Genomic DNA, 14053 nt, shown 5'->3' with positions numbered 1-14053 from the left:
TGCTGGACTGATGGAGTTCAGCGAGGTCGTCGGGGAGCTGCTGCTCGTGGCCCCCGGCGACTTCGTGCGTGCCCGGACGGAACGGCAGCGCGCCGTGCGGAAGGACGACCGGGCCCTGGCCACCCGTATCGGCGGGCTCCGGAAGCCGGCACCGGCCGCGTGGGTCGTCGACCTCCTCGTGCACGACGCGGCGCTCGACGAGGCGATCGACCTCGGGCCGGCTCTCCGCGACGCCCAGGCGAGCGCGGACCCTGGCGAGATCGCCACGCTCCGGAAGCAGCGCGCACGACTCGTCCGCGGCCTGACCGATCGGGGCGCAGCACTCGCTGCCGAAGCCGGGCACGACGTCACCCGAGCCGTCCTCGACCAGGTGGCGGCCACGATCGAGGCAGCCATGATGGACCCGCACGCCGCCGCGGCCGTGCGGTCGGGGCTGCTCGTCCGCCCACTCGAGAGCGTCGGCTTCGACGGCGTGGACCTCGACGGCGCGCTGGCGGACCCCGACGCCGTACCCGACGCGTGGTCCGGGTCCGACGCGGAGCCGATCCCGATCGACCACGCCCCGAGTCGCCAGCGCTCGCGCCGTGGTGGCGACCACGGGGACGACGGGCGCGGCGCGACGGGGTCGACCCGTGCCTCCAGGCAGACGGCGCGGCGACGAGCAGCCGAACCGGCGACGGGACCGGACGACGACGTGCCGGTGCCGGACCGCGGGGCCCTGCGCCGCGCGGAGGCGGACGCACGCCGGGCGTCCCGCGAGGCGGATGCGGCGCTCGACGCGGCCGAGGAGGCGCTCGACGCAGCCGACACGCGGCGGCGGGACCTCGAGGAGCGGCGCGAGGGGCTCGCGGCCGAACTGGAGCGGCTGGACCGCGACCTCGCCGACCTCGCCGACGAGGTCGAGCGGCTGCGTGGCACCCGGGACGACGCCGAGGCCGCGAGCGACCGTGCCCGCGCCGAACTCGACGCCGCACGCGACCGCCGGCGGACCTGAACGTGCGACACGCCCGGTCAGCGCCTGGTAGGCTTGGCGACTGACTTCGGCGAGGGCCGCGTACGCGCGGCCGTGATCGACGCAGTGGGAGACCCGGCCCAGTCCTGGGAGCGTTCCTCACGCGTGCACGCGTTCGAGTTGCAACACCACAGACCCCCCCGATGCCGGCACCCCGGCGTCGACCACGACACCAGGAGGCAACCATGGCCGACAACACGAAGCTCGCGGCGGAAGTCCGTACCAAGTTCGGCAAGGGCGCGGCCCGCAAGATCCGTGCGAACGACAAGATCCCCGCGGTCGTCTACGGCCACGGCACCGAGCCGAAGCACATCACCCTCCCGGGCCACGAGACGATGCTCATCGTCCGTACCGCCAACGCGATCATCGACCTCGACATCGAGGGCACCGCGCAGCTCGCCCTCGTGAAGGACGTCCAGCGTGACCCGGTGCGCCAGATCATCGAGCACATCGACCTCGTCGTCGTGCGCCGTGGCGAGAAGGTCACCGTCGACGTCCCCGTCGTCGTCGAGGGCGAGTCGTTCTCCGGCACCATCCACGTCCAGGACCTCAGCTCGGTCTCCCTCCTCGTCGAGGCGACGAAGATCCCCGAGCACGTCGTGGTGGACGTCGAGGGTCTCGAGGACGGCAAGCAGGTCCTCGCGTCCGACATCGAGCTCCCGTCGGGCGCCGAGCTCGAGACCGACGCCGACGCGCTCGTCGTCCAGATCGTCACCCCGCGTGCGACCGCCGACGACATCGCTGCCGACGAAGAGGCCGCCGAGGCCGGTGCCGAGGCCGGCGCCGAGGGCGAGGCATCTGCCGCCGACGAGTCCGCATCGGACTCCGAGTAACACCTCTCCGCGGACCTCTGGTCGACGCTGATGGCTGACAACGTGTTCGTCGTGGTCGGGCTCGGGAACCCCGGGCCCGGCTACGCGGGCAACCGCCACAACGTCGGCCAGATGGTCCTCGACGAACTCGCTGCCCGGATGGGCGCGACGTTCAAGAAGCACAAGACGCCGAACCAGGTCGCCGAGGGGCGCCTGGTCCCCGGCGGGCCGAAGCTCGTGCTCGCGAAGCCCGGCTCGTTCATGAACACCTCCGGCGGCCCCGTCTCGTCGGTCCTCGGGTTCTACGGACTCGACGCCCGGTCGCTCGTGGTCGTGCACGACGAGCTCGACCTGCCCTACGACACCGTGCGGCTCAAGGGCAACGGTGGGCACGGCGGCCACAACGGGCTCCGCGACATCATCAAGGCGACCGGCACGAACGAGTTCGCCCGGGTGCGGATCGGCATCGGCCGTCCCCCGGGCCGACAAGACCCCGCCGACTACGTGCTGCGCGACTTCTCGCCCGCCGAGAAGAAGACGCTCCCGAACCTCGTCGCCGACGGCGCCGACGCCGTCGAGGCGATCGCCGAGCTCGGCCTGCTCGCCGCCCAGCAGCGGATCCACGCCCCCTCCTGACCGCGCCACCGATCCGGACGGTCTGATCCCAGCGGTCCCCGAACTGGGGGACCGCTCCGTCCCCCATGCTCGGTAGGTTCTGGCCGGGGGCGCCCGACCCCCGTGATGAACGAGGGGGTCCTCCCGTGGCGCTGCACCGATCCCGGCCGTCCGCCCGACGAGCCGCGCTCCCGGCCGTCGTCACCGCTGCAGCCCTGCTCGCGGTGGCCGGACTCGGCGCTGCGACGGTCGGGGCCGCGTCCGCAGCCCCTGCGACCTGGACCCCGAGCGCGGCGACGACGGACGCACCCGGTGCCGCGGCGGCGTTCTCGGCGCCGAACGACGTCCGGTACACGCACTCCGGGGCACTCCTCGTCGCCGACTTCGCCGGGAACGGCGTGCTGCGCCGGGACACCGACGGCACGTGGTCGGTCGTCGCCCCGTTCGGCACCGACGACCGGTCGATGTGGAACCCGTCCGCGTTGGCCGAGTCCGACGACGGGCGGCTCATCGTGGCCGAGGCCGGTCGGCGTCCGACGCCGGGCGGGCCCGGGACCATCGCCGTGCTCGACGGGCACGACGTCGAACGTCGCTTCGCAGCCCCGTCCGATCGCGCCGTGTCGGAACTCGCCGTCGACGGCACCCGACTCGTCGCCGCGGTCGCCGGGAGCGGGTCGCTGTGGGAGACGGACACGGCGGCGGACATCCCCGTGTGGCGCGCCGTCGACGGCCCGTGGGTGGACCCCGCGGGCGTCGCGGTGTCCCCGGACGGCTCGGTCCTGATCGTGGCGGACGGGGCGACCGACGTCGTGTGGCGACTCGACCGGTCCACCGGCGTCACCTCGTCGCTCGGGACCGTCCAGGACGACCAGGGGCGGGTCCGACTCCGCGGTGTCGCATTGCTCGGGGAAGGGTCGGTCGTGGTGGCCGACAACGGTGGTGGCCGGGTCTTCGTGCGGCAGGACGGCGAGTGGACGGTCGCGTTCGCGGGGGCGCCGGACGGGACGACGCTGGCGAACCCGACGGGGGTGTCCGTCGGACCCGGGGACCGGATCGCCGTGGCGGACTACAACCGGCGGCGCGTCGTGGAGGCCGAGCGGACGCCGACGGGGACTCCGACGCCGGACGTGACCTCGGCGCCGACGCCGGACGTGACCTCGGCGCCGACGCCCGACGTCACGCCGGCGCCGACGCCGGTCGTGACCTCGGCGCCGGCGCCCGACGTGACGCCGGCGCCGACGCCGACGCCGGTCGTGACCTCGGGGCCGACGCCGGACGCGACCTCGACGCCGACGCCGTCGCCTGGTGCGGGGCAGCCGAGCGCCACCCCGACAGCCGGTGCGACTCCGACACCGTCCGCGCCCGCGACCACCACCCCGACCGCCACCCCGAGCCCGAGCGCACCCTCGACCTCGCCGCCGGCGGTGACACCGACCCCGACCTGGACCCCGACCCCGACCCCGAGCGCGTCCACGTCCCAGGGTCCCCTCGACCCCGGAAGCACCACGTCCGCGGGGAACGGTGGCAACAGTGGTGGCACCGGCGGGCACACACGCCCCCGCGCCGGGACCGACGCCTCGACGGCACCGCCGCGCTCGGCCACGAACGCCCGGACGCTCGCCAGCACGGGCGCGGGCCCGGTCGGTGCCCTCGCCCTGGCGGCCGCCACGGCCGTCCTGGCCGGCATCCTGCTGCGATCGACCACTCGCCGGCACCGGCACCGCCGCTGAGGCCGGCGCGCTCGACCCGGCGCTGGGTGTTCGCCGCTCGCGCACGCCCGCCCGTCTGTCGGAGGCCGCCGGTACCATGTCCTGAGTGACGATCTCGGGCATCATCCCTGCGCTCTCGCGCGCCTCCGCGTTCGATCGCGTCCTCCGCGCCGCCCCACGTGACGCCGACTTCTCGGTCGTCGACGGCCTGCGCGTCCCGCTCCTCGCCGCCCTGCTCGCCGAGCGGAACGGACCCCAGTGCGTCTTCGTCATCACCGCCACCGGGCGTGAGGCCGAGGCCGTGCGTGAGGCGGTCGGCAGCTACGTCCCCGACGCCGACGTCCTGGAGTTCCCAGCGTGGGAGACCCTGCCGCACGAGCGCCTCAGCCCGAGCGCGCAGACCGTCGGCACCCGGATCGCGACGCTGCGCAAGCTCGCCGCGTGGCAGGACGCGTCCGCCGCCGACCGCCGTACGACCGTGGTCGTCGCGAGCGTCCGCGCGGCGCTCCAGCCGATCGCGGGCAACCTCGTCGCCCTCGCGCCGGTCGTCCTCCGCACCGACTCCCGCGGCAACGACCTCGGCGCGATCGCCTCCCAGCTCGTCGACCTCGCGTACGCCCGGGTCGACCTCGTCACCCGCCGCGGTGAGTTCGCCGTGCGCGGTGGCATCCTCGACGTCTTCCCGCCCACCGCCGACCACCCGGTGCGCGTCGACTTCTTCGGCGACGAGATCGAGGCGATCAAGGCCTTCTCCGTCGCGGACCAGCGCACGACGGACGACGACCTCGGCCAGGTCGAGCTGACGGCGTCACGTGAACTCCTGCTGTCCGACGACGTCCGGCAGCGGGCGCGCGAGATGCTGCACGAGTTCCCGAACCTGTCGCAGATGCTCGCGAAGATCGCCGAGGGCATCCCGGTCGAGGGCATGGAGTCGCTCGCGCCCGCGCTCGTGCAGGACCTCGTGCCGGTGACGAGTTACCTCCCCGAGGACGCCACCATCGCGGTGTTCTCGCCCGAGCGGGTCAGCGGCCGCGCGCACAGCCTGGCCGAGACGAACACGGAGTTCCTCCAGGCCGCGTGGAGCGCCGCCGTCGCGGGGGCCCAGGCGCCGATCGACCTCGACGCCGGCAACTTCCTGACCGTGCAGCAGCTCAAGAGCGGCCGCGGGCAGCGCACGTGGTGGACGGTCTCGCCGTTCGACTCCGGCCTCGACGAGGGCGACCGTGACCGGGTGCTCACCGACGCCGAGGCAGCCGCCGAGGCGGGCGAGTACATCCGCGTCCGCGCGGAGGCGATCCCGGCGTTCGCCGGCAGCGCCGACGGCGCGATCGCGCACGTCAAGCAGCTGACCGACGACGGTTGGGCCGTCGTCGTGACCGCCCAGGGCAAGGGGCTGGTCGAACGGGCGGTGCAGGTCCTCGCCGACGCCGGGGTCGCAGCCCGTGCCGAAGCCCTCACCGCGCCTCCCGAGCCGGGGGTCGCCATCGTGACCACCGCGAGCGTCGAGCACGGTTTCGCCACCCCGGATCCGCGCATCGCGGTCCTCAGCGAGGCCGAGTTCTACGGCCGCAGCGTCCAGCAGGGCGCCCGCACGGTGAAGAAGCTCGCGGGGCGGCGCAAGAACGTCGTCGACCCGCTGCAGCTCAAGGCGGGTGACGTCGTCGTGCACGCCACGCACGGCATCGGCAAGTTCGTGGAGCTCGTCTCGCGCGAGGTGAGCTCCGGTGGCCGGAACGCCGTGAAGACCCAGCGCGAGTACCTCGTCCTCGAGTACGCGCCGTCGAAGCGCGGGTACCCGGGCGACAAGCTGTTCGTCCCGACCGACCAGCTCGACCAGCTCTCCCGGTACGTCGGCGGCGAGAGCCCCACCCTGTCGAAGATGGGCGGCTCGGACTGGGCGGCCGCGAAGTCGAAGGCGCGCAAGGCCGTCCGTGACATCGCCGTCGACCTCGTGAAGCTGTACTCGGCGCGCATGGCGTCGAAGGGCCATGCGTTCGGCCCGGACACCCCGTGGCAGCGCGAGCTGGAAGAGGCGTTCCCGTTCGCGGAGACCGCCGACCAGCTCACCACCATCGACGAGATCAAGCGCGACATGGAGCGTCCGATCCCGATGGACCGCCTGCTCTCCGGCGACGTCGGCTACGGCAAGACCGAGGTCGCGATCCGTGCCGCGTTCAAGGCCGTGCAGGACGGCAAGCAGGTCGCGGTGCTCGTCCCGACGACCCTGCTCGTCCGCCAGCACATGGAGACGTTCCAGGAGCGCTTCGCGGGCTTCCCCGTCCACCTCCGGGCACTCAGCCGGTTCCAGTCCGAGAAGGAGTCGAAGGAGACGATCGCGGGCCTCGCCGACGGAACCGTCGACATCGTCATCGGCACGCACCGGATCCTGTCGCAAGCCATCCAGTTCAAGGACGTCGGCCTGGTCATCATCGACGAGGAGCAGCGGTTCGGCGTCGAGCACAAGGACCAGCTGAAGAAGCTCAAGACGAACGTCGACGTCCTCGCGATGTCGGCGACGCCGATCCCGCGCTCGCTCGAGATGGCCGTGACCGGCATCCGGGAGATGTCGACGCTCGCGACACCTCCGGAGGACCGTCACCCGATCCTCACCTTCGTCGGCCCGCAGTCCGACCTGCAGGTCGCGGCGGCGATCCGGCGCGAGCTCCTGCGCGAAGGCCAGGTGTTCTACGTGCACAACCGCGTGAAGGACATCCAGTCGGTCGCGGCGCACCTTGCCGAGATCGTGCCGGACGCCCGCATCGCCGTTGCGCACGGGCAGATGTCCGAGGGCACGCTCGAGCAGGTGATGGTCGACTTCTGGGAGCGTCGCTTCGACGTCCTCGTGTCCACCACCATCGTCGAGACCGGGCTCGACATCGCGAACGCGAACACGCTCATCATCGACAAGGCGGACAAGTACGGGCTGTCACAGCTGCACCAGCTCCGTGGCCGCGTCGGTCGTGGTCGGGAGCGCGGCTACGCGTACTTCCTCTACGACGCCGACAAGCCGCTGTCCGAGACCGCCCAGGACCGCCTTGAGACCATCGCGGCGAACAACGAACTCGGCGCGGGCATGCAGGTCGCGATGAAGGACCTCGAGATCCGCGGCGCCGGCAACCTGCTCGGCGGGGAACAGTCGGGGCACATCGCGGGCGTCGGCTTCGACCTCTACCTGCGCATGATCGGCGAGGCGGTGTCGCAGTTCCGTGGCGACGTCGCCGAGGGGCAGACCGAGCTCCGGCTCGAGATCCCGGTCGATGCGCACATCCCGGAGGACTACGTCGAGTCCGAGCGCCTCCGACTCGAGGCCTACCAGAAGCTCTCCGCGGCCTCCGCCCCGACGGCGCAGCCCGAGGCGATCGACATGGTCCTCGACGAACTCACCGACCGCTACGGGCAGCCTCCGCAGGCGGTGCTCACGCTGGTCGAGGTGTCCCGGCTCCGGCGCATGGCGCAGCAGGTCGGCCTGTCCGACGTCGTCGTCATGGGTTCGAACCTCCGTGTCGCGGGCAAGGAGCTCGCGGACTCGGCGCAGGTGCGGCTGAAGCGGATGTTCCCGGGCGCGCGGTGGTTCCCGCAGCAGAACGCGACGAGCATCCCGATGCCGCGACCGCACGGCGAGGCCCTGCCCGACGGCGCGCTCATCGAGTGGGTGGAGAGCATCCTCACCGCGGTGTACGGCGCGTCGAAGGCGCCGGCCGAGACGGCCGCGTAGCGAGCCGTCGGCCGGGAGGCCCGTGGCGGGCTGGCGCCGTGCCGCCCGTCGGTCGCGCTGTCGGCCGGGAGGCGCCTGGCGGGCTGGCGCCGTGCCTCCCGTCCGGTCCGTGGTCACGTCGTCCGTTGCGCCGTCTGGTACCCGGCGTGCGCTACGACCGACCGGCTCGCTGTCGGACGACAGCGGTCGCGTCGTCCAGCAGCGACGCCCGGTGGCCGAGACCTACTCCGTCGACTCGGCTTCGGAGAGCTCGCGGCGCGCCCGGTACCGGCGCGCACGCCACGACACCACGACGGCGGAGGCGAGCATCGCGATCCCCGATCCGACGAGCACCGCGAGGACGCCCTCGTCGAGGATCTCTTCGTTGCGGGCGAAGGCCAGCTCGTTCATGAGGAGCGACACCGTGAAGCCGATGCCACCGAGCACGCTCACGGTCATGATCGATCCGAACGACAGCGTCGAGCGGCCGGGCGCCCGGAAGATCCGCGTCGCGATCGACCCGAAGACCGTGATGCCGACCACCTTGCCCACCGGCAGCGCGAGCACCACCGCCCAGAACGTCGGGGAGAGCTCCCCGAGGCCGACGTCCGGGACGACCACGGCGGCGGACGCGAACGCGAAGACCGGCAGCACCAGTCCGTTCGACCACGGCTCGACACGCTCGTACACGGTGTGCCCGGGGGGTCGGGGGAGCAGGAGCCCGAGCGCGACCCCGGCGATGGTCGCGTGGACGCCCGAGTGGTACACGAGCCACCACGCGAGGAGGCCGAGCACGACCATCGCGACGATCAACAGCCCTCGGCGTCCGTCCGCCCGGCCCAGTCGTCGACCGAGCAGCCAGAAGAGCGCGAGCACGACCACCGCGCCGGCGAGCGAGACGAAGTCGGTGTCGTGCGCGAACACGACCGCGAGGATCACGATGGCGATGAGGTCGTCGAGCACGGCGAGGGCGAGCAGGAAGACGCGGATCGTCGAGGGTAGGCCACGGCCGAACATCGCGAGGAGCCCGAGGGCGAACGCGATGTCCGTCGCGGTCGGGATCGGCCACCCGTGCTGGTACTGCGTCCCCGCCGTGACCGCGAGGTAGATCCCCGCCGGGACGACCACCCCGCCGACCGCTGCGATCGCTGGGATCACCGCCGTCTTCGGGTTCGAGAGCTCCCCGGCGACGAGCTCCTGCTTCAGCTCGATCGCGACCAGCAGGAAGAACACCGCGAGCAGACCGTCGCTGATCCAGTGCGCGACCGAGAGGTCGAGACCGACAGCACCCCACGGGGAGTGCGCGTCGAGCGCACGCTCGAGTCCCGGCCCGAGGGGTGAGTTCGCGACGAGCAGGCCGAGGACGGCAGCGGTGAGCAGCGCGATGGCGCTGAACCGCGGGGAACGGAGGAGTGCAGACATGGAGCTCCGGTTCGAGGGGTCGGTGATCGGTCCGTCGACCAGACTTCCCGACACGCCTCGACCAGCGTACCGGAGGGGGCTGACACGCCGGACCCGGCGGCCCGGCTCGTGCGAGCATGACGCCATGAGTGCCCTCACCGACCTCGAGGCCGTCGTCGACCGCTTGCTCGCCCCCGAGGGCGGCTGCGTGTGGAACCGGGAGCAGACGCACGCCTCCCTCGCGCGCTACGCCGTCGAGGAGGTCTACGAACTGGTCGACGCGATCGACGACGGCGACGAGGGCGATCTGTGCGAGGAACTCGGCGACGTGCTCTACCAGGTGGTGTTGCACGCCGGGCTCGCAGCGACGTTCGACCTCGAGGACGTCGCCGCCGGGGTGCGGGACAAGATGGTCCGGCGGCACCCGCACGTCTTCGGGGACGAGCGAGCGGACACGGTGGCCGAGGTCGAACGGGTCTGGCGCGCGGCGAAGGCGGCCGAGAAGGCCTCCCGGCGGAGCGCACTCGACGGGGTCCCGCAGGCGATGCCGCCGCTCGAGCGTGCGGTGAAGCTGCTGGAACGCCTGGAGGCGCGGGTCGACATCGGCGCGCTCGTCGCGTCCCTGGGTGCGAGGCCGAGCGCCGGGGGCGAAGACGGCGCCGGGGGTGCAGACGACGCCGGGGCGTCCGGTCCGACGGGCGCTGGCGCATCGACGATGACCGGGGCGATCGCGGGCGCCGGACGAATCGACCTCGAGTGGGGGACCGGTGCGCTGCGCACGGTGGCGGCGGCTCGGGCGGACGGGATCGACCCGGTCGCCAGCCTCCGCGCTGCCGTCGCCGCGCTCGAGGCGGAGGGGCGTGCCGCGGGGGCGTGAGGTGTGTTGCGGGGCCGTGAGCGGTGCCGCGGGGCGTGAGGCGTACTGCGGGCGTGAGGTGTGCCGCGGGGCCGTCAGACGTGGCGCGAGGCGACTCGACGTCGCGTGATCGGTCACGTGATCGGTCGCGAGACCGGTCACGCCGGTGCGTAGCGGGACCGAGGAGAGCGGGCGTCCTCCCAACCCGAAAAAAGGAGGACGCCCGCGAGCGGGCCGTCCGTACCGACAGGGATACCGGTGTGGACGGGGGACCCCGCTCACCGCGGGGCACACTGCAGCACGTTGCCCTCGCGATCGGCCCGCGGGTGGATCAGGCACCTGCGGACCGAAGTTGTGTGTCCACAATATCAGCGGACACCAGGCCGCGCAAGCCGGGGTGGACGTTCTGGCAGGATTGCCGCATGGCGACGACCGTGACGGCACCCCGTGGCATGCGCGACTTCCTCCCGGCGGACAAGGCCCGTCGGGAGCACGTGCTGGGGGTCGTCCGTGGCGTGTACGCGCGGCACGGGTTCGACGAGATCGAGACGCCCGTGGTGGAGGACGCGGCGCGGCTCCACTCCGGACTCGGCGGTGACAACGAGAAGCTCGCGTTCGCGGTGATGAAGCGGGGACTGACCGTCGAGGACCTCCGCGCGGCCGACGCGCCGCTCGACCTCGCCGACCTGGGCCTCCGCTTCGACCTGACGGTGCCGCTCGCCCGCTTCTACGCCTCGCACCGCGCCGAGCTGCCGACGGTCTTCCGCTCCGTGCAGATCGCGCCCGTCTGGCGGGCCGAGCGTCCGCAGAAGGGGCGGTACCGGCAGTTCGTGCAGTGCGACATCGACATCCTCGGCGAACCCGGGCAGCTCGCCGAGATCGAGCTCATCCGTGCGACGACGGACGCACTCGACGCGCTCGGCGTCTCCGGGACGTCGATCCGCATCAACGACCGGCGCATCCTGCTCGGGCTCCTCGCGTCGTGGGGGATCACCGACGCCGCCGAGGCTGACCGTGCGCTCATCACGATCGACAAGCTCGACAAGATCGGGCCGGACGGCGTCGCAGCGGAGCTCCGTGAGACCACCGGATCGGACCTGCCCGGGCTCGAGGACACCATCCGTGCGCTCGAGTCCGCCGACTGGGACTCGGTCGGGGGAGCACCGTGGCTCGACGAGGGTGCGTTCGGTGAGCTGCTCGGTCTCCGTGGAGCGCTCGACGGCGTGGACCTCCGGTTCGACCCGACCCTCGTGCGCGGCATGGGCTACTACACCGGCACGATCTTCGAGGTCGCGCACCCCGACTTCGGGTACAGCCTCGGCGGTGGTGGTCGGTACGACGGGATGATCGGGCGCTTCCTCGGCCAGGACGTCCCGGCGGTGGGCTTCTCGCTCGGGTTCGAGCGGCTCGTCGACCTCGTCACGCTGCCGGACGCCGAGTCCGCGGACGCCGTCGTGCTGCTCTACGACAAGGACGTCGAACCGGGCCGACTCGCCGCGCTCAAGACCGAGGCGCTCGCGACGCACCAGCGCGTCCGGCTCGAGAAGCGCACGAAGAACACGAAGAACCAGCTCGCCGCGCTCGAGGCGCAGGGCTTCGGCGCGTTCGCGTCGGTCCGCGCCGACACGACCTCGCTCGACGGGGTCGAGTTCCGTCCGCTCGGCTGATCGGTCGGACCGACCGGTCGGGGCCTGTGCGTCACGGGCCGTTCTCCACAGTGAGCGTCACGCGGAGTGTCCTGTCCACCGGGCCTCGGTAGGATCGGACCCGCAATCACCACAACCGAACTCGTAGGGAGTACCCCGTGGCCCAGATCGATGCCGTAGGCGCACGCGAAGTCCTCGATTCCCGAGGCAACCCGACGGTCGAGGTCGAGGTCCTCCTCGACGACGGCGTCGTCTCGCGCGCGCTCGTCCCGTCCGGTGCCTCCACCGGCGCGTTCGAGGCGTACGAGCTCCGTGACGGAGACAAGTCGCGCTACGGCGGCAAGGGTGTCCTCAAGGCCGTCGACGCCGTCCTCGACGAGATCGGCCCGGCGCTCGAGGGCTTCGACGCCACCGACCAGCGCCTCGTCGACGCCGCGCTCATCGAGCTCGACGGTACCGAGAACAAGTCCCGCCTCGGCGCGAACGCGATCCTCGGCGCCTCGCTCGCCGTCGCCCGCGCCGCCGCCGACTCGGCGGACCTGCCGCTGTTCCGCTACCTCGGTGGCCCGAACGCGCACACGCTGCCCGTCCCGCTGATGAACGTCGTCAACGGTGGCGCGCACGCCGACACCAACGTCGACATCCAGGAGTTCTTCCTCGTGCCCTACGGCGCCGAGTCGTTCTCCGAGGCGCTCCGCTGGGGTGTCGAGACCTACCACGCCCTCAAGGGTGAGCTGAAGAAGCAGGGCCTCGCGACCGGCCTCGGCGACGAGGGCGGCTTCGCGCCCGAGCTCGCGTCGAACCGCGCGGCGCTCGACTTCCTGCTCGCCGCGATCGAGAAGGCCGGCTTCACCCCGGGCAAGGACATCGCGCTCGGCCTCGACGTCGCCGCGACCGAGTTCTTCCAGGACGGCAAGTACGCGTTCGAGGGCAAGCAGCTCTCGAGCGAGGAGTTCACGGGCTACTTCGCCGACCTCGTCGCGAACTACCCCCTCGTCACCATCGAGGACGCCCTGGCCGAGGACGACTGGGAGGGCTGGAAGCACCTCACCGCGGAGCTCGGCTCGAAGCTCCAGCTCGTGGGCGACGACCTGTACGTCACGAACCCGAAGCGTCTGCAGCGGGGCATCGACGAGCAGGCCGGCAACTCGATCCTGGTGAAGGTGAACCAGATCGGCACGCTCACCGAGACGCTGGACGCCGTGTCGCTCGCGCACCGTCACGGCATGACCGCGATCCTGTCGCACCGCTCGGGCGAGACCGAGGACACCACCATCGCCGACATCGCCGTGGCGGTCGACGGCGGCCAGATCAAGACCGGCGCACCGGCTCGTTCGGACCGTGTCGCGAAGTACAACCAGCTGCTCCGCATCGAGGAGGAGCTCGGCGACGCCGCGGTGTACGCCGGTCGCTCGGCCTTCCCGCGCGCGGCGGCCCTGTAACACTCCAGCGCCACCACGAGACGCCGTCCTCCGTCCGGAGGGCGGCGTCTCGCCGTTCCCCGACGTCGATCAGCCGTCCGCGACGTCGCGCCGGTGCGGCGTGCCGCCGCACAACCGAAGCCCGTCGGAACCACGCGGAACCGCGGTTCAGTGTGACTTTGGTCGTGCGGTGGCGAGCGGTGGATACAGCCGGCGGGGGTGGCGGGTGGCGGGGGTGCGGGGCGCGACGGGGCCGAGCCGTGCCTCCAGGCCGACGCTGGGAGGCTGCCCGACACCCGCGTGCCGGGGCCGACCCCCTGCCCACCGCGGGTTATCGTCAGCGTCGTGCCCAGCCAGAAGCCCCGCGTCCGCCGCGTCCCCGTGGCGATGCCGCACGCCGGCGCGGCCGCGCACCAGCCCTGGTACCGCTCGATCCGGTTCTCCGGGTTCAGCCTGCTCATGCTCGCGATCATCGTGCTGTTCGTGGTCGTGCTCGCGCCGTCGCTCCGCACGCTCATCCAGCAGCAGGAGCAGATCGCGCAGCAGCAGCAGCAGGTCGCTGCGCAGAAGGACGACGTGTCGCAGAAGAAGCAGGACGTCGCGCGGTGGGACGACCCGGCCTACATCGAGGCACAGGCCCGTGACCGGCTGCTCTACGTGTACCCGGGCGAGGAGAGCTACCTCGTGATGGGGAGCGAGGACGCGAAGAGCTCTGGGCGTCCGGAGACCGACTCGGGCACGCCGGTGAGCTCGACCGTGCAGACGCCGAAGGTCGACTGGGTGCAGGCGATGCTCTCGTCGGTGTTGAAGTCCGGGCTCAGCGACGAGAGCACCGAGAAGCTCGTGGCACCCGACGTCTCGGGTACCGGCGACACGAAGTAGGACGA

The 14053-nt window shown here is 72.3% G+C and carries 10 protein-coding genes; 9 read left to right on the top strand and 1 reads right to left on the bottom strand.

Translation table 11 applies throughout. From position 1 onward, the window contains the following. Nucleotides 1-10 precede the first annotated feature (10 nt). The 5 genes from ACIPYW_RS01895 to mfd all read left to right on the top strand — a co-directional run bounded on the left by ACIPYW_RS01895 (nucleotide 11) and on the right by mfd (nucleotide 7863). On the top strand, nucleotides 11-994 hold the full coding sequence (locus ACIPYW_RS01895; protein WP_400410270.1) for a hypothetical protein: 984 nt from the start codon (nucleotides 11-13) through the stop codon (nucleotides 992-994). Between the two features lie 203 nt (nucleotides 995-1197). Then, a complete protein-coding gene (locus ACIPYW_RS01890) occupies nucleotides 1198-1845 on the top strand; it encodes a 50S ribosomal protein L25/general stress protein Ctc (protein WP_400410268.1) in 648 nt (215 codons plus the stop codon). 30 nt (nucleotides 1846-1875) lie between these two features. Continuing rightward, nucleotides 1876-2460 carry an aminoacyl-tRNA hydrolase gene (gene pth / locus ACIPYW_RS01885; RefSeq protein ID WP_400410266.1) on the top strand — a complete coding sequence of 195 codons (585 nt, stop codon included), beginning with the start codon at nucleotides 1876-1878 and terminating at the stop codon, nucleotides 2458-2460. A gap of 125 nt (nucleotides 2461-2585) precedes the next feature. Next, the gene (locus tag ACIPYW_RS01880) at nucleotides 2586-4169 is read left to right on the top strand and encodes a hypothetical protein (RefSeq protein WP_400410264.1); all 1584 of its coding nucleotides are present in this window, start codon (nucleotides 2586-2588) and stop codon (nucleotides 4167-4169) included. A gap of 85 nt (nucleotides 4170-4254) precedes the next feature. After that, a complete protein-coding gene (gene mfd, locus ACIPYW_RS01875) occupies nucleotides 4255-7863 on the top strand; it encodes a transcription-repair coupling factor (protein ID WP_290132605.1) in 3609 nt (1202 codons plus the stop codon). A 222-nt stretch (nucleotides 7864-8085) separates the two neighbouring features. On the opposite strand, the gene nhaA is transcribed toward mfd, so the two are convergent. Then, the gene (gene nhaA / locus ACIPYW_RS01870) at nucleotides 8086-9264 is read right to left on the bottom strand and encodes a Na+/H+ antiporter NhaA (protein WP_400410262.1); all 1179 of its coding nucleotides are present in this window, start codon (nucleotides 9262-9264) and stop codon (nucleotides 8086-8088) included. Between the two features lie 124 nt (nucleotides 9265-9388). On the opposite strand from nhaA, the gene ACIPYW_RS01865 reads away from it, so the two are divergent. From ACIPYW_RS01865 to ACIPYW_RS01850, 4 genes are all read left to right on the top strand, one after another. Then, nucleotides 9389-10120, top strand: a complete 732-nt coding sequence (locus ACIPYW_RS01865) for a MazG family protein (protein ID WP_400410260.1) — start codon at nucleotides 9389-9391, stop codon at nucleotides 10118-10120. A 401-nt stretch (nucleotides 10121-10521) separates the two neighbouring features. Beyond that, the gene (gene hisS, locus ACIPYW_RS01860) at nucleotides 10522-11766 is read left to right on the top strand and encodes a histidine--tRNA ligase (protein WP_400410258.1); all 1245 of its coding nucleotides are present in this window, start codon (nucleotides 10522-10524) and stop codon (nucleotides 11764-11766) included. A gap of 137 nt (nucleotides 11767-11903) precedes the next feature. Next, nucleotides 11904-13187 carry a phosphopyruvate hydratase gene (gene eno, locus ACIPYW_RS01855; protein ID WP_290132601.1) on the top strand — a complete coding sequence of 428 codons (1284 nt, stop codon included), beginning with the start codon at nucleotides 11904-11906 and terminating at the stop codon, nucleotides 13185-13187. A gap of 324 nt (nucleotides 13188-13511) precedes the next feature. Further along, nucleotides 13512-14048 carry a septum formation initiator family protein gene (locus ACIPYW_RS01850; RefSeq protein ID WP_290132600.1) on the top strand — a complete coding sequence of 179 codons (537 nt, stop codon included), beginning with the start codon at nucleotides 13512-13514 and terminating at the stop codon, nucleotides 14046-14048. The last annotated feature ends 5 nt before the right edge of the window (nucleotides 14049-14053 follow it).

Origin of the sequence: Curtobacterium sp. NPDC089689 (assembly GCF_044749145.1) — a bacterium.
Lineage (GTDB): Bacteria > Actinomycetota > Actinomycetes > Actinomycetales > Microbacteriaceae > Curtobacterium.
This window is presented reverse-complemented; position numbering and strand designations above follow the sequence as displayed.